General features: G+C 40.8%; 20 protein-coding genes. 14 read left to right on the top strand and 6 right to left on the bottom strand.

Annotated elements, in window-relative coordinates:
* The first annotated feature begins 96 nt into the window (after positions 1 to 96).
* The 7 genes from Q3C15_RS03885 (at position 97) to Q3C15_RS03855 (ending at position 6,219) form a co-directional block, all read left to right on the top strand.
* Positions 97 to 1,149, top strand: a complete 1,053-nt coding sequence (locus tag Q3C15_RS03885) for an aldose epimerase family protein (RefSeq protein WP_302704236.1) — start codon at positions 97 to 99, stop codon at positions 1,147 to 1,149.
* A gap of 14 nt (positions 1,150 to 1,163) precedes the next feature.
* Positions 1,164 to 1,811, top strand: a complete 648-nt coding sequence (locus tag Q3C15_RS03880) for an HAD family hydrolase (RefSeq protein ID WP_302704234.1) — start codon at positions 1,164 to 1,166, stop codon at positions 1,809 to 1,811.
* A 100-nt stretch (positions 1,812 to 1,911) separates the two neighbouring features.
* Entirely contained in the window at positions 1,912 to 2,982 is a 1,071-nt protein-coding gene (locus tag Q3C15_RS03875) for an AI-2E family transporter (protein ID WP_057826977.1), read from the top strand.
* Entirely contained in the window at positions 2,975 to 4,165 is a 1,191-nt protein-coding gene (locus Q3C15_RS03870) for a MalY/PatB family protein (protein WP_283601351.1), read from the top strand. Before Q3C15_RS03875 ends, Q3C15_RS03870 begins: the two co-directional genes overlap by 8 nt.
* A gap of 83 nt (positions 4,166 to 4,248) precedes the next feature.
* Positions 4,249 to 4,935 (top strand): 2,3-diphosphoglycerate-dependent phosphoglycerate mutase, encoded by a 687-nt coding sequence (locus tag Q3C15_RS03865; RefSeq protein WP_057826975.1) that lies wholly within the window; start codon positions 4,249 to 4,251, stop codon positions 4,933 to 4,935.
* Between the two features lie 75 nt (positions 4,936 to 5,010).
* Positions 5,011 to 5,634 carry an endonuclease III domain-containing protein gene (locus Q3C15_RS03860; protein ID WP_283601352.1) on the top strand — a complete coding sequence of 208 codons (624 nt, stop codon included), beginning with the start codon at positions 5,011 to 5,013 and terminating at the stop codon, positions 5,632 to 5,634.
* A gap of 57 nt (positions 5,635 to 5,691) precedes the next feature.
* Complete coding sequence (locus Q3C15_RS03855; protein WP_064212504.1) at positions 5,692 to 6,219, top strand: HdeD family acid-resistance protein; 528 nt, start codon at positions 5,692 to 5,694, stop codon at positions 6,217 to 6,219.
* A 171-nt stretch (positions 6,220 to 6,390) separates the two neighbouring features.
* Here Q3C15_RS03855 and Q3C15_RS03850 read toward each other — a convergent pair whose 3' ends face one another.
* From Q3C15_RS03850 to Q3C15_RS03840, 3 genes are all read right to left on the bottom strand, one after another.
* Entirely contained in the window at positions 6,391 to 7,731 is a 1,341-nt protein-coding gene (locus tag Q3C15_RS03850) for a hypothetical protein (protein ID WP_302704231.1), read from the bottom strand.
* A 152-nt stretch (positions 7,732 to 7,883) separates the two neighbouring features.
* The gene (locus tag Q3C15_RS03845; protein ID WP_302704229.1) at positions 7,884 to 8,618 is read right to left on the bottom strand and encodes a glycosyltransferase family 2 protein; all 735 of its coding nucleotides are present in this window, start codon (positions 8,616 to 8,618) and stop codon (positions 7,884 to 7,886) included.
* A complete protein-coding gene (locus Q3C15_RS03840) occupies positions 8,605 to 9,027 on the bottom strand; it encodes a GtrA family protein (RefSeq protein WP_283601355.1) in 423 nt (140 codons plus the stop codon). Before Q3C15_RS03840 ends, Q3C15_RS03845 begins: the two co-directional genes overlap by 14 nt.
* Before the next feature lie 208 nt (positions 9,028 to 9,235).
* Between Q3C15_RS03840 and Q3C15_RS03835 the strand changes: the two genes are divergently transcribed.
* From Q3C15_RS03835 to Q3C15_RS03825, 3 genes are read left to right on the top strand one after another with little or no spacing between them, the layout of a single operon-like run.
* Positions 9,236 to 10,648: a zinc ribbon domain-containing protein gene (locus Q3C15_RS03835; protein WP_283601356.1), complete on the top strand. Its 1,413-nt coding sequence runs from the start codon at positions 9,236 to 9,238 to the stop codon at positions 10,646 to 10,648.
* 17 nt (positions 10,649 to 10,665) lie between these two features.
* Positions 10,666 to 11,139, top strand: coding sequence for a zinc-ribbon domain-containing protein (locus tag Q3C15_RS03830; RefSeq protein WP_283601357.1), 474 nt, complete (start codon positions 10,666 to 10,668; stop codon positions 11,137 to 11,139).
* Between the two features lie 14 nt (positions 11,140 to 11,153).
* On the top strand, positions 11,154 to 11,741 hold the full coding sequence (locus Q3C15_RS03825) for a zinc-ribbon domain-containing protein (protein WP_283601358.1): 588 nt from the start codon (positions 11,154 to 11,156) through the stop codon (positions 11,739 to 11,741).
* A gap of 242 nt (positions 11,742 to 11,983) precedes the next feature.
* Here the strand turns inward: Q3C15_RS03825 and treC are convergent, their stop codons facing one another.
* Positions 11,984 to 13,651: an alpha,alpha-phosphotrehalase gene (gene treC, locus Q3C15_RS03820; RefSeq protein ID WP_302704219.1), complete on the bottom strand. Its 1,668-nt coding sequence runs from the start codon at positions 13,649 to 13,651 to the stop codon at positions 11,984 to 11,986.
* Between the two features lie 14 nt (positions 13,652 to 13,665).
* Positions 13,666 to 14,388, bottom strand: a complete 723-nt coding sequence (treR, locus tag Q3C15_RS03815) for a trehalose operon repressor (protein WP_283601360.1) — start codon at positions 14,386 to 14,388, stop codon at positions 13,666 to 13,668.
* 203 nt (positions 14,389 to 14,591) lie between these two features.
* Between treR and Q3C15_RS03810 the strand changes: the two genes are divergently transcribed.
* From Q3C15_RS03810 to trpS, 4 genes are all read left to right on the top strand, one after another.
* Positions 14,592 to 16,532, top strand: a complete 1,941-nt coding sequence (locus Q3C15_RS03810) for a glucose PTS transporter subunit IIA (protein ID WP_302704218.1) — start codon at positions 14,592 to 14,594, stop codon at positions 16,530 to 16,532.
* Between the two features lie 174 nt (positions 16,533 to 16,706).
* Positions 16,707 to 17,375, top strand: coding sequence for a VIT family protein (locus Q3C15_RS03805; protein ID WP_302704239.1), 669 nt, complete (start codon positions 16,707 to 16,709; stop codon positions 17,373 to 17,375).
* Between the two features lie 17 nt (positions 17,376 to 17,392).
* Positions 17,393 to 18,085: a VIT family protein gene (locus Q3C15_RS03800; RefSeq protein ID WP_204779229.1), complete on the top strand. Its 693-nt coding sequence runs from the start codon at positions 17,393 to 17,395 to the stop codon at positions 18,083 to 18,085.
* Between the two features lie 265 nt (positions 18,086 to 18,350).
* Complete coding sequence (gene trpS / locus Q3C15_RS03795; protein WP_057826961.1) at positions 18,351 to 19,367, top strand: tryptophan--tRNA ligase; 1,017 nt, start codon at positions 18,351 to 18,353, stop codon at positions 19,365 to 19,367.
* A gap of 35 nt (positions 19,368 to 19,402) precedes the next feature.
* On the opposite strand, the gene Q3C15_RS03790 is transcribed toward trpS, so the two are convergent.
* Positions 19,403 to 20,161: an ABC transporter substrate-binding protein gene (locus Q3C15_RS03790; protein WP_283577443.1), complete on the bottom strand. Its 759-nt coding sequence runs from the start codon at positions 20,159 to 20,161 to the stop codon at positions 19,403 to 19,405.
* Positions 20,162 to 20,187 lie beyond the last annotated feature (26 nt).

Genomic DNA, 20,187 nt, shown 5'->3' with positions numbered 1-20,187 from the left:
AATTTAAAATAATGAATGACAACGCTTTACTCTAATTAGAGATATGAGATAATGAAAGCGTAGAACGATACTACTTAATTACAGGAGATCAAAAAAATGGACATTTTACAACATACATTTGGACGTTATCAGAATGAAAAGGTTACGGAAATCACGTTGGTCAATGACAATGGGGTTGAAGTGTCATGCCTAACGATGGGCGCAATTTGGTACCGGTTCGTAGTGCCAGAAAATGACGGAACGAAGAAAAACTTGTTGTTAAGTTTTGACGGAATTGACGATTATTATTCAAACAATCAAAACATTTGCAAGTCGATTGGTCGGGTCGCCGGCCGGATCAAAGGCGCTTCGTATGATTTGAACGGTAAGCATTATCAATTACCGGCAAATGAAAATGGCAATACATTGCACGGTGGTCCGAACGGTTTTTCAACGTTGAATTGGAACTATTCAACTTCAATTTCAAAGAATGGCATCAGCGTTATTTTTCAACGGAAGATCGATCAAGAAATGGACGGATTTCCGGGCAACATTTTAGCAACGATCATTTATACGTTGAACAACAATAACCGGGTAACGATCGCATATAGTGCAATGAATGGCAAGGAAGATACGCTTTTCAATCCAACGTGCCACGCATACTTTAACTTAAGTGACCGGCGTGATTTGACAACACATGAAATGCAGATTAACAGCACCGGAATTTTGGATGTGAATAATCAAATGATCCCAACCGGTGAAGTATTGTCCGTTGCGAATACACCATATGACTTCCGCGATTTCAGCAACGTTGCTTTAGCAGTCGGCAAGGTCCACGGCCTTGATACGGCGTATGTTGTAAACGGTCCTGGTCAAGGAACGAAACCAGTTGCGGTTTTACGTGACCGGGAAAGCGGCCGCCAGATCACGGTCAACTCCGACCGGAATGGCCTAGTGGTTTATACTCCGGAAGAAATTGCGGATCAAAATATGTCATTCAGCCGCGACCATGGCGAACCAGCTAACAAGAACGAAGGAATCGCGCTTGAATGTCAAATGCTGCCGGATGCAATTCACCAAGATAACTTTGGCGATATTGTTTTGCCGCGGTACAGTAAGCAAACATACCGGTTCTCATTTACCTATGACCGGATCAAAAATGAAGATTAGTGGAGTAAATTGAAATGCAGAATTTCTTATTTGACTTTGACGGGACGATTGCGGACTCTGGCGATGCAGCTACCCTTGCGACCCAAGCATGCTTTAAGGATTTTGATCTTGAAGTCCCGACGGCCGAAACGGTGTGGTATTATATGGGGGTTCCGATTGAAACCTTTATTCCGGAATTAGTTGAAAAACAAGGCAAGCATTATTCAGCTGAACAGTTTGAAGCAATGTACGACAGTTTTCGCCGGCACTATGGCGAAATCGAACAGGAAACAACGACCTTGTTCCCGCAGATGAAGGACACGCTGACTGCATTGAAAGATGCCGGTAAGAAGCTCTTCATCGTTTCAAGCAAGGCTTCGACTTCGCTCAAACGGAATTTGAAGACGCTTGGAATTGCCGATTTGTTCGATGATTTGATCGGCTCTGATCAAGTTGAACATTATAAACCAGCTCCAGATGGGGTCTTGATGGTGATTGAAAAGTATCATCTGGATAAGAATGAATCGGTGATGATCGGCGATGCGAAGTATGATCTTCAAATGGGCAAGGCCGCCGGCGTGAAAACATGCGGCTGCTTGTGGGATACGTTTGACGCGCAATTATTAAAAGCTGAAAACCCAGACTTTCTTTTAGAAAAGCCCGCCGAATTATTGAATATTTAAGTGAAAGGTGTAATGAGCCAGGGATAAAGCGTGGTTTCATTACACCTTTAATGTATAATTAAATTATTGTGAACTAACAGATGGAAAGGGAAAAGGATTAATGAGTTTATGGCAACGCTTTTTGAATAATACGCGGTTACGGCGGTTTGTGATCCTGCTGTTTTTGATTGGAATTTTATTTGCATTTCACAAAATGATCAGTATTATTCTGCTGACGTTTATTTTTTCATTTTTGATCATCCGGTTGATCAACTGGATTCAAAAGCGGATCAAGATCCCGTCGCCAGTGATCGTGGTCGGGGTGTACCTGTTGCTGATTCTGTTATTTGTGGCGGCAGTCACGACCTATGTTCCAAAGTTGATCGTTCAGTCGGAAAACATGATCCATTCGATTTTGCATTTTTACAAGCACTTGCCAGAAGGAGCCGGTGAAATCGCAACGTACGTTTCAGCCTACATCAAGCACAGCGACTTTAGCCAGCAGCTGAAAGGCGGAATGACGGTTATTTTTGGCTATATCAGCAAGGCCGGCTCAATGGGCTTTACGTTCGTAATGTCATTGCTACTGAGTTTCTTCTTTACGGTCGAAAAGGATACAACGTTTAAATTCTCACGCAGTTTCTTGGAAGGACCGTACTCATGGATTTTCAAAGACATTTATCACTTTGCGAAAATCTTTACCAATACATTTGGGGTTGTCTTAGAAGCGCAATTTTTAATTGCGATCGTGAACACGATTCTGACGTGCATTGGGCTGGCGATCATCGGCGTTCCGCAAATTGCCAGTTTAGCTGTGATGATTTTTGTGTTAAGCTTGATACCAGTTGCGGGGGTCATCGTTTCGACGATCCCAATGTCGTTTGTTGCGTATACGGATGGCGGATTCCGCGATGTCGTTTACGTCCTGATCATGTTGTTGGTCATTCATGCGATCGAAGCCTACATTTTGAATCCGAAGTTCATGTCAAGCCGCACCGAACTGCCGATTTTTTACACCTTTGTTGTGTTATTTGTTTCAGAACGGCTTTTCGGAACATGGGGCTTGATCGTTGGAATTCCGATTTTCACTTTCTTATTGAATGTGTTGGAGATCGAACCGCATCCGGGCCGGCATCAGAAATTGCATCGGAAAGTGCAACAGCGGCGCAAGAAAGGTGAGAGCAATGAATAAGGAAGATTTTGTAAAACAATATGCGGTTGAACGCCAAAATACGAATTCGGTAAAGTGGGACGGCATGCAAGCCAAGTTCGGCGGAAACGATCTGTTGCCGATGTGGGTTGCCGATATGGAATTTAAGACGCCGGAAGCAGTTCGGGAAGCGCTGCATGCCCGAATCGATGAAGGGGCATTCGGTTATTCATTTACACCGGACACATACTATGATGCTTACTTTACATGGCAAAAAGAACGGTACGGAATTGAACTGCACAAGGAATGGGTGCGGTTTAATCCGAACGTGGTGCAATCATTAAGCAACCTGGTTCAGTTATTGACAAAGCCGAGGGATGCCGTGATGGTTTTGCAACCCGTTTATTTCCCATTTATGGATGTGATTGAAAAGAACGATCGCAAGTTAGTTGTTTCAAATTTGATCGATAATCACGGTCATTATGAACTTGATTTGGACGACATGCGGCAAAAGATGATCGATAACCAAGTCCGGTTAATGATTTTCTGTAACCCGCATAATCCGGTCGGCCGGGTATGGTCAGCCCAAGAACTTGAAGATGTCCTGGAACTTTGCCGTCAGGAACAAGTATTAGTGATTTCAGATGAAATTCACCATGATTTAATGATCGATGGCAGCCAATTTACATCAATGTTGAACATTAGGGATGGTTTTTACCGCGATAACCTGGTCGTTGTTGATTCCCCGTCGAAAACCTTTAACTTGGCGTCATTGTGGAACAGCCATGTAATCATTCCCAATCCGCAAATTATGATGCGCTATGACGCATATCAGGAACGGATGAAGAATCCGGGCGGTTGTTTGTTAGGCCAAGTTGCGGGGGAAGCCGCATACCGGCATGGTACTGAATGGCTTGAAGGATTGCTTGAAACGATTGCGGATAACTATCATTATGTTCGTGATGAATTAAAGAAGGAACTTCCAGAAGCTGTGATTTCACCGCTTGAAGGAACGTACCTTGCATGGATCGACCTTTCGCAACTCGTCGCAGCTGAAGATCTGCAAACTGTCATTCAGGACAAAGCAAAGTTGGCCGTTGATTTTGGCGACTGGTTCGGTGAAGCGGGCAAAGGGCACATCCGCTTTAACTTAGCGACGACGCCGGCCAATGTCCACCAGGCAACGAAGCAGTTAATTCAAGCAGTTCGGGCATATCAGGAATAATTTGTTAAAGAGACTATTAATTTTTAATAATTCAGTGTAAAATATTCAGTGTAATATCTTAATTCAAGAAAGAGGTTACGAATATGTCAAAATTAGTATTCATCCGTCACGGACAAAGTGAATGGAACTTAAAGAACCTTTTCACTGGTTGGACAGACGTTAACTTAAGTGAAAATGGGGTTGCAGAAGCTAAGGAAGCTGGTCGCAAACTTAAAGATGCCGGCATCCAATTAGACCAAGCATACACATCAGTTTTAAAGCGTGCCATCATGACATTGCACTATGCTTTGGAAGAATCAGACCAATTATGGATTCCAGAAGTCAAGTCATGGCGCTTAAACGAACGTCACTATGGTGACTTGCAAGGCCAAAACAAGGCAGAAGCTGCTGAAAAATTTGGTGAAGAACAAGTTCACATCTGGCGTCGTTCATATGACGTTTTACCTCCAATGTTAAGTGAAGATGATCCTCGCTCAGCTGCTCAAGATCGTCGTTACGCAAACTTGGATCCAAACGTTATCCCTGGCGGTGAAAACTTGAAAGTTACACTTGAACGTGTAATGCCATTCTGGGAAGACCACATTGCTCCAGACTTGTTAGCTGGCAAGAACGTAATCGTTGCTGCTCACGGTAATTCATTACGTGCTTTGACAAAATATCTTGAAGGTATTTCAGATGATGACATCATCAACTTGGAAATCCCAACAGGTCAACCAATCGTTTACGATTTAGACGAAAACTTGAAAGTTGTTGACAAGAAGCAACTTTAATTTGAAGTTGATTAAAATGAAAAGATGCGCTGCGGCGTATCTTTTTTGTTTACCTTAATTAAGGCGGAGGAAGAAATGATTGATATTCGGAAACTTTATCAAACAATGGTTGCCCATTGCGGGGAACAGAACTGGCCGGCCGAATCCAAGCCGGAGATCGTTCTCGGGGCGATTCTAGTTCAAAATACAAGCTGGGAAAGTGCGCAAAAGTCGCTTGATCAGTTAAAGGAAACCACGGCATTTGATCCGCAGCGCATTTTACAGCTCGATGATCAAACATTGCAGGCGCTGATTCGGCCCAGTGGCTTTTACCGCAATAAATCCAAAGCGATTCGGGCAGTCTTTACATGGCTGGATGATTTTAATTTTGACTATGCGGCAATTCGGCAGCACTTTGGAAAGAACTTACGGCGCAAACTTTTAAAATTCCGCGGCGTTGGCAATGAAACGGCGGATGTTTTATTGATCTATGTATTTGATGTTCCGGCATTTGTGGCTGATAACTATGCGCAAAAGCTGTTTGCGCATTTAGGGGTTCCAAGCAAAAACTATCAGGACCTTGCCCGGCAGGTCACCCTTCCAGCTGACTTTACATTTCATGAAGCGCAGGTCTTTCATGGCCTGATCGATGAATTCGGGAAGAAATATTTTTGCGGGCAGGATACATTTGATGAAAGCTTTTTAGCCGCCTTCAATTAAGGAATTTGATGATAAGCGTGCTAGAATGAAGGTATCAAAGTGAGAGGAAAATGAAGGATGATTAATTCAGAACGAAAATTTGACTGGTTCAGTTTGGTAATCGGAATTTTATGGGTGATTTTAGGCGCAGCCGCCATTAATTCGCCCAGCACTGCCATCAGCGTGATTGCCGTTTTTGTCGGAATTGGGGCCCTGGCAAAAGGCATTTACACGTTATGGCTTCGACGGGCGATTCAAATGTTGACGGGCAGCAACAGCAAGATGACGCTGCTGATCATTTCGTCCGTGGTTGATATTATTTTGGGAATCATTTTTCTGTTCCGAATTCATTTTGGCTTCGGAATTATTGCTTACCTGTTTGCATTCTGGTTTATCTTCGATTCGATTTTGCAACTGGTGATCGACCACTTCTTTAAGGCAATGAACCGGTCGTACTTTGATATTTTGATCGTGTTAAACATCATTACGCTGATTTTAGGCGTGGTGCTGCTGTTTAACCCAATGTTATCGATTTATACCTTGATCGGCGTAGTTGCATTCTATTTGTTCTTGATTGGAATTACCAAGATTATTCAGGCGTTTTAAGAAAAAAGTGCAATAAAACGTAAAAAGCGAGTCCTGTTCAATACAGAATTCGCTTTTTACGTTGTTTATTAGAATGTATGATTTGGAATGCGATTCATTTCAGCCTTATGTTTATAATATAATTAATAGTCTAACCTTTTATAAACTTCATACATGATGCACTAAAAAGGTCTATTTATTCCTCAATATTAACTTTGCAATTCCTTTATCTGCATTCCAATCAACATACTGATACCTTACACTATCAGCTGTGCTAAAGAAAGCAGTCCCTTGCTTATACGGCATATTATATTCATGTCTGTCTTCAATAATATTTTTCCACGGATTGCCTTTTAACTGAGCCATCGGTCCCATTCCCGTTAATAATAGTAGTAAAATTATTAATCTAGAATACGATGAATTATTATTCGGATGACATGTCATATTTTTAATTACCATAAAGTTCAAAACAAATAATGCAGGTATACTAACTCGCATACAGAAGTCATTTGCTTCACCGTATTTAAAGAATGGTAAAACGAATAACACTAGGCTTGCAGCCCACATAACTAAATTGTGCTTTTCATGTTTAAATAATATTAAAATCCATAAAATCCAGGATAATTGAAAAATTACGAAGCCTAATAAATTTTGATGATAGTCAATAAGCTCAAAATCCATTCCTGCACTTACGGGCTTGGGTTGCAAAATGTTACATGAAATATATAAAAGTAGAACAATGCCGATTATAATCGCGAAAACATTATTTAATGATAGTAGTTTCTTTAAGTTCTGCTTAATATTTTTAGGAACTAAAAGAAACTCATAAATCAATACTAAGAACATTAGTAATCCTAGTCCAATAAATGCAAAGAACGAGTATAATATTAGCGGAATACATATGATTCCCCAAATCCCTTTATTATCAATATTTTTTACAAATAAAAATGTCGCTATTCCTGTTGGAACCATCTGTGAGAATACATAGCAAAGCTGTGTTATGTTAGTAGTATACTGAATGGTCAAGCTATTAGAGAAATAATCGCCATTGTTTATTCCAAGTCCATTATTAAAATCATTCAGATTCCACGTCCGATAAATTGAACTTAGAATATAAATGAATGTTCCAAAGAAGATCAAACCAAATAAAATCAAAAATAAATTCTTCACTTGATTATTTCCGTAATTTTTGTAAAGGTTTAATACTAATAAAAGAATTCCTAATGCTGTCCATACTAGCATTGCTAATTGCGCAACATTGAAACTTGTAGCTTTTCCTATGAGTGCGGGAATTAAATAAAAGCCAATGTAATACGATAATACGCCATGATGACCATCCATATAATAATTTACTGGCCATTGTTTATTAATTAAGTCATTCAAGAGAACATTATGTTTTTGCCAATCAAAATGTTGAAAATTAAAGCCACCTTGTCCAGAATAAATGCACCAAATTAAAATTAAAATAAAAACTACAAATATGGATAGAAAAAAGGCTAAGCTAAGTTTTAGTTTTTCGTCTTTACTATCCATTTTAAAAATCCTGTACAAACATATTCCTAATAATATTATCGTTGGAATTGAAAAGTAGGGCTTTATCCAAAATATTAAAAATAAAATTATTGGAACGTACAGGTACATATATGAGAAAATTTTCAACCATTCTAATTTTTTCAACATAAAAATTATCTCCTAAAGGGTTGTCCTTGATTAATGTGTTTGGCGATTGCTTTAAAATCCCCTAAAGCATTTTTACCAATTTTTGAAATACTCTTAATATTAATACTATTAACTCCACCTTGACGCGGCCGGAATGTTACTCTTTCAAAACGATAATTGAATTTCTTTTTTACAATATACGTACTAATAATTACATTTGGTAAATTATAATCATCTGGAACATATTTCAATGCTTCTTCTAACACCGTAGTTTTCATTAACCGATATGGTGTATTAGCATCAGTTACCCATGTCTTAAAAATTCCCCATACAATAAATCTAAGAGTTTTCGTAACAATCCAGCGACTCAAACCATCTTCACGCTTCTTACGGAAACCAAATTGTGCATCATATTCATTCCGATGATCCCAAAATTGCCAGAATTCGCTTGCTAATGTTTGACCATCTGAGTCCGTTTGAAAAATATATGCCGGACTTTTAGAAATAGCATAATTATATCCATAAACAACTGTACTTCCATGACCGCTATTCTTCTTATCTAAAACGACTAACTGTGGCTTATCTTCCTGAAGATTTTTTAAAATTTTTAAAGTGTCATCTTTACTACCATCGTTAACAACAATTAAACGACTATCTTCGCCAATTTTATCTACAACCTCATACCATTCATTAACGACTTCTCCGATGGTATCTTGTTCGTTATATGCAGGCATGACGATATATAAATTATCTTTCTTCATCTTTTTTCCCTTCTGTAAATACTAACCATTTTGAAAAAATGTAATTAACAACAATGACAACGATATTATCCAGAATCTTTAATGCCAGCTGTCCCATTGCACTATGAATTCCGATGATTGATTCACCCACAAACATAAATGCATCATCGATAATTAAAGTTAGTCCTCGATAAAAATAGAATCTTATGAACTCACTCCAAAATGCTTTTACGGTTGTATAGTGTGAACCAAAAACCCAAACTTTATTGGAAAAGAAAGCAACCAACACTGCTAAAAACCATGCAATCGTATTAGCCAACATGTAGTTCATATGAACATAGGTATCTAAAACTTGAAAAACTACAATGTTAACTAAGGTAGTTACAATTCCCCAAAAAATATAGGCAACAATTGATTTATATTTTTTCATTTCCTTTCCACCTTTAATTCAAAACTACAAGTAATGATTTTAACATTATTTTTGTGTAAATAAAATCCCTTTTGCACTAAAGTTGGTGGAGTATTGACATTTCATGACTGTGAACTAAATATGAATTTTTTTTGATTTAATTTGGAATGGAGAGTACACTCTTAGGTGAATATATTTAGCAAAATTATTTTAGGGGGGGTTCTTTTTTATGGCAAAGAAGTTTTGTCCCAAGTGTGGAACCGAGCGTCAAGGCAACGAAAAGTTTTGTCGGAAATGCGGCTATCAGTTTGCTGAAGCGGCATCAACGGTAAAGCAACCCGCTGCCCAACCCAAAGTTCAGCCGCAACGGCGCAGTCGACCAGCACCGAAACCGCGCAAACCAATGTCTAAGAAACAGAAGGCAGGGTTGATTGGAATCGGCGTCGTGATTGTTGCTTTAATTGCATTCTTTGTATGGGGCAATAATTACTATTCAGAAATCAATCAGATCGACCGGATTGCCCGAGATCTTTCAAGTACCAAGAATGATGCGACTGGCATTGTGACAACGTCTGACCCGAACTTGAAGATCACTTCAAGCACGGTCAAACCGCTTCAAGAATACTTTGAAAACAACAAAGATGACTTGAATTCTTTGGTTTCAAATGTTGAAAGCGGCGCAAGTCTGCATGGAATTACTCTTGTCCAAGACGGCCACTACTGGTTGTTCTTCCCCAAGTACAAATTAAATGTTCCAGCGGCCTATGCTAAGGTCGAAACGAATCATGCTGGATCAACGGTTTACGTCGATGGCAAGAACGTTGGGAAGGCAACTGGAAGTGATGGTGAATACACGAAGAATGTGGGTCCGTACTTCCCCGGAACGCACACATTCCAAGTTAAGGCTAACGTTAACGGCCGGAATCTTCAAACCAACCAGGATGCCGATGATATTTGGGGTCAAAGCAATGACGAACAAATGACGATCACAACGGCAACTTTCAAGGTTAAGAGCATCGCTGGGGCAACGGTCCTCCTTGATGGCCAGAATGCTGGTAAACTTGATGGCAACGGCGAATTAGAATTCAAGGACTACCCAATTACAAAGGGCCTTGAATTACAGGTTCAAGCCAATGTTAATGGTAAGACGGTCACGTCCAAAAAGATGAACGTTTATGACCAGATTGAAGATGACACGAAGACATTATCACCGAAATTTGCCGGGGTAATTTCTGAATCAGATGCTCAATCACTGTTATCCGCAGCATTTGATCAAAGTACCGCAACTTCTGATCAAGGCGCCGACCTGTATCAAAACCAGGAAGGAAACAGTGACTTTAAGCAGGTTAAACAAATGTTTGACGGGTTTAATAAAGATGATAATAATACTTCGTATACGACTAGTGTTACAGTTAAAAGCATCATGCCTGGCGGCGATGGTAAGAGCAATGTTGTTTATGATGTTAAATATATTTTCAATCGTAGTGATGGCAGTCAATGGGTTCAAGTTATGGAATATTCAGGCTGTGTTCTTGAAAAGAATCCAGACTACGAAAAGAACGATGAAGATCAACCATACATGATTGATACAATTGGAAAAGGCAATATGATTCAGAAAAATACTTTATCATCAAATAACTAAATTGGAGGAATTTTAAAATGAAATGTAAAAAATGTGGAGCAGAAATTGATCCTAATTCAAAATTTTGTACGGAATGTGGGGCACCAGTGGAAAAAGGCTCGAATACGGTAAAAAAAGAAAAAGTTCAAACTCAGGAAAGCGGTTTTAAACAAGATAGTCCAAAAGAAGAATTAGTTAAAAAGGCTAAATATCACTACGGCTTTAGCTATGTTCGAATTTTTAGAATTTTGTGGGCAATTTTTTCAATTATTACAACGATTTGTTTTATTATCGGAGCCTTAGGAGGAATTGGCGCTGCAAATGATTTAGGAGCCAATATTAATGGAGCAATGAGCGTTTTAAGTGTTGTGATCGCATTATTGATTGGACTGTTAATTTATTGGCTTGGAATGTTTTCAATTAAGCGTTTTGAAAATATTGCGATTACCGCTAAAATGCTTACTGATATTCGGAATAAATTGTTTGAAGATTCTGGAAAATTAAAAAAGTAAAAGGGTGATAATTGATGAAACACTGTCCAAACTGTGGGGCTAAATTAAGTGAGGATGCACAATTTTGTACTGAATGTGGGACAAAATTATCGAACTTTGGGACTCAAACGACAACTGCTGAACCAGTTACCAAAGTAATCATTAATAAATTAAAACGATTTAAATTAGTAAATGGATGGCAATATCTTTTATCGTTATTATTTTGTGGAGTTTCGCTTTTTGGAGCGATGATTTTACAAAAGGGTAACTTTTCGATTTATCTTGTCTTAATTGTATTATTTACATTTAATGGGATTTGCCTCGATCCTGATAAAAATACTCAATACTATAAATTTAAAGCGATAGCACCACGTTACATGGTAGTTTATGGAATGATTTTAGGGTTGATTTTTGGCTGCAGCGTCCAAGTTTTATCGACGATTTTGACAGTCATTGCAATGTTAGTAATTTTAGGAATCTCCATTTTATTCATTATGAGGTTATTCCACACTTCGATTCCTCAAATTGCTTTAATGACTCCTGAAACAATTACAACATTAATGTTAATTGGAACGTTCTGTTTAGGTTTTGCTTCAGTTACAAGTATGATGTCAGTCTTTTAACAAGAATCAAGTTCCATGCAAAAGATCAATCAAAGTAAATAGCTTTAATTCAAAAGAAGGCTGCGTTATGGCGCGGTCTTTTTTGTTATCAGTTGAATCGAAGTTTAAAGGAGTTTAAAAGTGGTTGAACTATCCAATTGATTTGAACTCCGATGGCTGCTTTTTTAACCAAATTTCTTCATAAATAATCGAGAATCTAAAAACGGTGCCGCACAAATATGCAGCACCGTTTTTGAATCTAATTATTTAATTTTAAAGGCAATCGATTGGTATGGTTGCAACTGGATTGCATCTTTCAATTGCATCTTCCGTGGTTCGCCGTAGTTATCGATCAAGACTTCAACTTCTTTATTTTGCAGGTCAGCTGGAATGTCAGCCCACGGTTCGTAGCCGTAGAAGTTGTTTAAAACGAATAATTGTTCATCACTGTCGTCAAGGTAACGCCGGTAAGCGAAGACTTGCGGATGATCTTCCAATTCAGCCTTAAAGTGACCATTGGAAATCAAATCTTCCGTTTTCCGGAGCTTGATCAGTTGTTGATAGTAATTAAAAATTTCGCCGTGATCAAGTTCGGCTTGAACATTGATTCGATCCTGATCAGTCGGCTTCAACCATGGTTTTCCAGTTGTGAAACCGGCATTTTGACTGTCATCCCAGTGCATTGGGACCCGTGAATTATCACGCGCTTTGGTTTTCACGATTTCAAAGGCATCGTGAGCGCTCATCCCGTTATCCATCATTTCCTGGTAAGCATTCAGCGCTTCAACGTCAACGTAATTGTGGATCGAGTAGTAATGCGGATCGATCATTCCAAGTTCTTCGCCCATGTAAATGTACGGTGTTCCGCGCAACAGGTGAATGGCAGTTGCGAGCATTTCAGCTGATTTTTCACGGTAGTTGACCGGATCGCCGAACCGGTTCAATGCCCATGGCTGATCGTGATTATTCCAGAACAGGGCTTGCCAGCCGTTACCGCGGTCGATTCCGGCTTGCCATTCATTTAAGATGCGTTTGAGTTTCATGAAATCAAACGGAACTTTGCTCCATTTTTCGCCGTTTTCATAGTCGACTTTTAGGTGATGGAAGGCAAAGACCATTGAAAGCTCATGGTCGTCTGGCTTCGTATATTCGATTGATTTTTCGATCGTCGTGGATGACATTTCACCAATGGTTACGGCATCTGGATCCTGACCGAAACTTTCACGGTTGAGTTGCTTAATGTAGTCCTTAACGACTGGAGTATCAGTGTAAAGGGCTTTTTCGTGATCGATGTTGCCATCGGAATCGACTAAAACTTCATCTTTTCCAGTAACGTTCAACACGTCAAACCGGAAGCCTTTGACGCCCTTTGTTCGCCAGAAATTGACGATGTCGACAGCTTCTTGGCGGACATCGGGATTATGCCAGTCAAGATCGGCTTGAGACGGATCAAACAGGTGAAGATAGTATAAATCGGTGTCACCAAATTTTGCCCAGGCCGGCCCGCCGAATTTTGATTCCCAGTTTGTCGGAAGATCGCCATTCGGCTTAGCCGGCCGGATGTAGAAGTATTTCATGTACTTTTCATCGCCGGCTAAGGCGTTTTGGAACCATTCATGGTCAGTTGAACAGTGGTTGAGAACCATATCCAACATCACGTCGACGTTGATTTCCTTTAACTTCGCAACCAATTCTTCAAAGTCCGCCATCGTTCCGAAGCGCGGATCAATTTCACGATAGTTGGCGATGTCATACCCGTTATCGTGCTGTGGTGAAACGAAGAACGGGTTGAACCAGATCATATCAATGTTGAGCTTGGCGATGTAGGGAATCTTTTCGATGATTCCTCTTAAATCCCCGATCCCATCGCCGTTACTATCATAAAAAGATTTGGGATAAATTTGATAAATAACTTTTTTTCCTAAATTCATGGGAAAAGTCCTTTCTATTTTAATTTGATTTTCTGTCGCCGGGCAAAGTCGCTGAATTTAAATTTGTCAGGCCGGTGGTAAGATTCAGTCAATTGAAAAAGGGTCGTGTCATTTAAAAATGATAAGCTGCGGACAACGACAACAAGTTGGTCGCCGGTCAGTTTCAGTTGGGCAGCGACTTCGTCATCAGCCTTTTCAACGGTAATTTCCTTTGAAGCGTAAGAAATATCCAGCCCTAATTCACCTTCAATATAATCGTATAACGAATTTTCAGCAACCTTTTGCGGAATTTCGTCAATTGGCGGAGTCAGCAAAAAATCACGGTCGATTACAACTGGTTCATGATCGATCATTCTGAGCCGTTCAATGTAAATGGATGGTTGATCGGCATCAACGCCCCGGTTTACAAAGTATTGCGGAATTGAAGTGCAGGGTTCGTTTTTAAGAACCGTCGTGACCGCATGCATTCCCAATCTTTGATTAAGTTCCTGGAAACTGGTAATTCCGGATACCGGGAAAGTAAATTTTTGATAATCAAGGACGATCGATCCTTTCCCTTTGATTTTTTGAATTAGCCCCAAGTCATTCAACTGGGAAAGGGCACTGCGAATCGTTTCACGCGAAGTTCCGTACAGGTCGGTAAGCTGATGCTCGCTTGGCAGATAGTCCCCTGGACAGTACAATCCATGATGGATTTTTTCAGCAAGATCCTGGGCAATCATATCTTGTTTGCTCATGAACGTCCCTTCTTTCATTGATTTAAGTTCAAGTTCTATTTAACCATAGAATGTATAGTCAGGCAAATTAATAAAAGCTAATAACGTTGTCAAAATAATTTTGAAAGCGATTAAAAAAGATGTTGACAACTTGTTTATACAAGATATAAAATAATGACAGAAATTAAAAGAAAGTGCTTTCAAAAAATTAAGGAGGAGCCGCAATGGCAAAGAGAACAGATATTGAGGTCCTTGCACCGGCAACGGGGAAGGTCTTACCATTATGCGAAACAAAGGATGAAGTTTTTTCAGCAGGAACAATGGGCCAAGGATTCGGCCTCGAACCATCAGCTGAAGGTGAAATCGAAGTTGTTGCTCCGGTTAGCGGAAAGGTCATGATGTTGGCTGACACCAAGCACGCAATTGGAATTCAAACTGCGGATGGGCTTGAAATTTTGATCCACATGGGAATTGATACGGTCAATTTGAAAGGAACCCCATTTACGGTTCATTGCGAACAAGGTTCAACGGTTAAAGCGGGACAACCGATTGCAACGATGAACTTAAAAGAAATTGAAGCTCACAAGCTTGCCAAGACGATCATGGTGATCGTAACGAACTCAGCTGATAAACTTGAAAGTCTTTCATTAGATGAAGGCGAAATTCAAGCCGGCGAACCAGCCGCTGATGCACATTTGAAAGGTGCCGGGAAAAAGAAAAAGGGCAAACGGGATTATGATGCATTAGCAACGACGATCATCAAGTTAGTCGGCGGGAAGGAAAACGTGAATAACTTGATCCACTGTATTACCCGGTTGCGGTTCTACTTAAAGGATGAAAGCAAAGCAGACACTGAAGCATTGAAGAATACCGATGGCGTAATCGATGTGATGAAGGCTTCAGGCCAGTATCAGGTTGTCATCGGGAATGAAGTGACGAACGTTTTTGATGCGGTAATGAAGCAATTAGGACCGTTGGATGAAGACGCAGCCGCTGCTCAACCAGCAGAAAATGACGGGAAGAACCCAATCAGCCGAGCCTTTGGCAATTTGATCGGCTTTATTACCGGTTCAATGAGTCCGGTAATCGGCGTTATCGCTGCATCTGGGATCATCAAAGGAATCTTGGCATTGTTGACTTTGCCTCAATTAGGTTCGATTTTAAGCGTGAAGAGTACAATGTACATGACGGTCAGTGCAATGGCGGATTCAGCCTTCTTCTTCCTGCCGATTTTAGTTGGTTATTCAGCTGCTAAGCGGCTCGGTAGTGATCCAATCGTTGCGGCCGTTATCGGGGGTGTCTTGACTTATCCGCAAATCATTACTTGGGGGAAAGCCTTCAAGACAATGTTTACCATTGGCGGATTCCACTTCCAATTCTTGAATTACACGTATTCGATCTTCCCGATGATCGTTGCTGCATGGTTGGCCAAGAAAGTTGGTGATTGGTTGAAAGACCACTTGCCAAGCTACCTTCAAATGATCTTCAATCCGTTGATCACGATTTTGGTAGTTTCAACGATCACCTTAGTAATCACCGGCCCAATTATTCAAGGAGCTGCGAACGGAATTGCCGACTTCGTTAACTGGTTGGTTCAAGCATCAGGCTGGATCGGCGGTTTGATTATCGGTGGCTTCTATCAATTACTGGTTATCTTTGGGTTGCACTGGGGCGTTGTGCCGTTAGTTGCCCAACAAATTGCCCAGACGCACCAAAGTGCTTTGAACGCAATTATTTCAGTTACAATGGTTTCTCAAGGGGCTGCCGTTTTAGCAGTTGCAATCAAATCAAAAAAGGATAACATGAAAGAACTTGGCTTTGCAGCTGCCATTTCAGCCTTCTGTGGGGTTACAGAACCCGCAATTTACGGGATCAACTTGCGTTACAAGAAAGTCTTTGTTTCCGGGCTGATTGGTTCAGCTGTCGGTGGATTGATCACCGGGTTGATGCACGGAACAATGTACGGCTTCACGGGTTCATTGATCGGATTCTCATCATTCTTCAACCCAGCTCACCCAACCCAATTAACAAGCTTCTACGCATTCTTGCTTTCAAGCATTGCCGCAATTATTGTTTCATTCCTTGTAACATGGTTCTGGGGCTACAACGATAACATGTCGATGGGCAAGAAAGTTGAAAAGAAGAAACGTCCAGGAACAAAATAAAAATATTAATTAACCGATAAGATCTCAACCACTTTATTAGTGGTTGGGATTTTTTTATATGATTTAACTATAATAAAAGTGTTGATTTACATTGACGTTAGTAACTTATATTGTGTAAAATATAAGTTAATTTGAAATATTGAGAGAGGGATCATTTTGAAAACCAAAAAGAAAATGTCGCTTGCCCAGCGAATCAACATTCTGCGGGCAGCAGTCATGGGCGCAAACGATGGAATCTTGTCAGTTGCCGGAATCGTTATCGGGGTTGCCGGAGCGGCGACAAGCAACTTTGCGATTTTTATTTCTGGAATCGCCGGAATGTTAGCCGGAACGGTTTCAATGGCAATGGGCGAATATGTTTCAGTCAGCGCTGAAAAGGATTCGCAAAAGCAAGCGATCGCGACCGAAAAGCAGGCGCTTAAAGATGATTATGATGATGAATATGATTTTGTAAGACAAAAGTATTTAAAGAAGGGCATTAAGCCGGAATTGGTTGAAAAGGCCGTTCATGAAATGATGGAACGGGATGCACTCCGGACAATGGTACGTGAACGGTATGGGTTTGACGTTGATGAATTTACCAGCCCATATGCGGCCGCAATTGCATCAATGATCTCATTTCCGTTAGGTTCGATCTTACCGCTGTGTTCAATTTCATTTTTCCCGCATTCGATCAAGATTGTAGCAACGTTTATCGCGGTGATCATTGCATTGGCAATTACCGGGTGGGCCGCTGCTTGGTTGAACCACGCTAACAAACTTCACGGAACGGTGCGGAATGTGATTTCCGGGATCATTACGATGTTAGTAACATATGGGATCGGTCATTTATTCGCGCACTAGAAAGGAGGACTTAGACAATGGCAAAGAATAAAAAAGATGAACAACGCTCAGCAATGGGCGAACGTTTGAATGTTTTACGGGCTGGAGTTTTAGGCTCCAATGATGGAATTTTAACGGTTGTCGGGGTCCTTTTTAGTGTGGCGGTTGCGACGTCGAACCGGTTTACGATTTTTATCGCTGGTTTGTCTGATTTGCTTGCCTGTGCTTTTTCAATGGCTTCGGGAGAATATGCTTCGGTAAGTACCCAACGCGACATGGAACAGGTAACGGTTAAAGAAGAACAGGCGCTGTTGAAGAAAGACCGCGAAGGCGAATTAGCCGCAGTTCGGAAATACTACATGGAAAAAGGGGTTTCCGAAGAAACGGCTGAAGACATTGCGGAAGATTTACTGAATAAAAAGCCGCTTGAAACGGTGGTTGATGTGAAACACGGATTGATTTTAAACGAGTACATGAACCCGTGGAATGCAGCTTTTTCATCATTGATTTCCGCTTCACTCGGCGGAATCTTCCCGTTAGCGGCAATGACTTTTAGTCCGGTAAAGTGGATGTGGCCGATTACGATCTTGGCCGTTTGCGTTTCCGTTTCATTGACCGGTTATCTAAGTGCCAAGCTTGGAAACGGGTTGGTTAAAGTGGCTATTAAACGGAACTTGATCGTCGGGATCATTACGATGATCATTCACTACACGTTAGGATTAATGATTTAGCCGCTTTACAGGGATTTGAATAACGTTTAAAATGAAAGTAACAATTTCAATGACCGGATTGAAGTAGAAGATCCAGTAACAGAGAGGTTTCAAGTGCTGAAAGAAACCAGGATCTTCGAAGTGGGACCGACCAGAAATTCCAACTAAATATTGGTAACAAGTGGCAGGATAACTGCAAATTAGGTGGTACCACGGTTAAAATCGTCCTATTCAGAAGTGATGGGACGATTTTTTGATTGGTCAGGAAAAAGAAAGGAATTTTATCATGGCAGAAAAACCAGTAATTTTAACCGGTGATCGTCCAACCGGCAAACTTCACATCGGACACTATGTTGGTTCATTAAAGAACCGGGTTGAAATGCAGAATACAGGGAAATACACGCCGTTCATCATGATTGCCGACCAGCAAGCATTGACGGATAATGCGCGTGATCCGGAAAAAATCCGCAAATCATTGATCGAAGTTGCATTGGATTACCTTGCAGTGGGCTTGGATCCAGCCAAATCAACGATTTTTGTTCAATCCCAAATTCCAGCCCTTTCAGAATTAAACTTGTACTACTTAAACTTAGTAACGGTTTCGCGGTTGGAACGAAACCCAACCGTCAAGGCTGAAATTCAACAAAAAAACTTTGAACGGTCGATCCCAGCTGGATTCTTTACATATCCGGTCAGCCAAGCAGCTGATATTACAGCATTTAAGGCCAGCCTTGTGCCAGTCGGCGATGACCAGGAACCAATGCTTGAACAAACGCGGGAAATTGTCCGGAGTTTCAACTCAATTTACGGCGATGTTTTGGTTGAACCCAAAGGCGTTTTCCCACCAAAGGGTTCAGGACGAATTCCAGGATTAGACGGCAATGCTAAGATGAGCAAGTCGTTAGGCAATGCAATTTATCTTTCAGATGACGCAGACACATTGCGGAAAAAGGTCATGTCAATGTACACGGATCCAAATCACATTCACGTTGAAGATCCAGGGCAAGTCGAAGGCAACATGGTCTTTACCTACCTTGACATTTTTGATGATGATAAGGAAAAAGTTGCTGAATTGAAAGCCCAATATCAGCACGGCGGATTGGGCGATGTGAAAATCAAACGTTACCTGAATGAAGTCCTTGAAAATGTCTTAGGACCAATTCGGCAACGACGGGAAGAATTCGCCAAAGACATTCCAGCGGTTTACGATATGTTGAAAAAAGGCAGCGAACACGCCAACGAGGTTGCAAACCAAACCCTTGAAGAAGTGCGGCACGCGATCGGCGTTGATTATTTTGGATAATAAAAATGGCATTCAGAAAATTCTGAATGTCATTTTTACTTAAACGCATAATTATATTGATAATACTTGGCCGACAACTTTGTCAATGTTCCGCTCATCCGCAAGCTGTTGATGACTTGTGAAACTTGTTTGGCAAGCTGGTCATCGTTTGTAATGGCAAACAGTTGCTGCGATAAAATTTGCGGATCGCTAACCTTTTTAAATGGCGGCAGTTTTAAACTCGAATTGTTGATCTGGGCTGCCTTTTCCCGTTCCGGATGCTTATCAAGGTAAAGGTTATATTGATATTGGTTCAATAAAATTGCCTTAACTTGATTTTGATCAAGGGCGTTCACCAGCTGATTGACCGTCGCAAACTTTTGCGGTTTAAGTTGAAGCTGGGTTAACATTGTTCCTTGCCCGCTTTCGTCCAAAATTCCAATCTTTTTATTTTGAAGACCGGTCAATAAGCGGGACTTGGTGCTCAGCATCACGTTTTTAATATATAGATAAGGCTGCGTTTGATAAACGTTTTTCAATTTTGGGGTTGAAAAGCCCATTGCCAGGTCAAGCTGGTGGTCAGCAACGGCTTCTTCCAGCTGAGATTGCTGCCGGTATTGGCGAATTACAACCCTTCGGTGGAGCTTTTGCCCAATTTGAAGCGCAAGCCGCTGGTCAAATGCACTTGAGTTGTGATTGGTGGTTTCGGTTTGAATTCCGACTTTTAAAACCGGGGCGGCTTCGATTCGTGAAAAGAGGCTGCTGATTCCGATCAAAGTCAGCAGCGAAACCAACAGGCGCGTAATTTTTTTCAAAATAATGCCCTCCGCGAAAACTTTTT

The organism is Ligilactobacillus sp. 110_WCHN (genome assembly GCF_030518115.1).
Taxonomy (GTDB): domain Bacteria; phylum Bacillota; class Bacilli; order Lactobacillales; family Lactobacillaceae; genus Ligilactobacillus; species Ligilactobacillus aviarius_C.
This window is presented reverse-complemented; position numbering and strand designations above follow the sequence as displayed.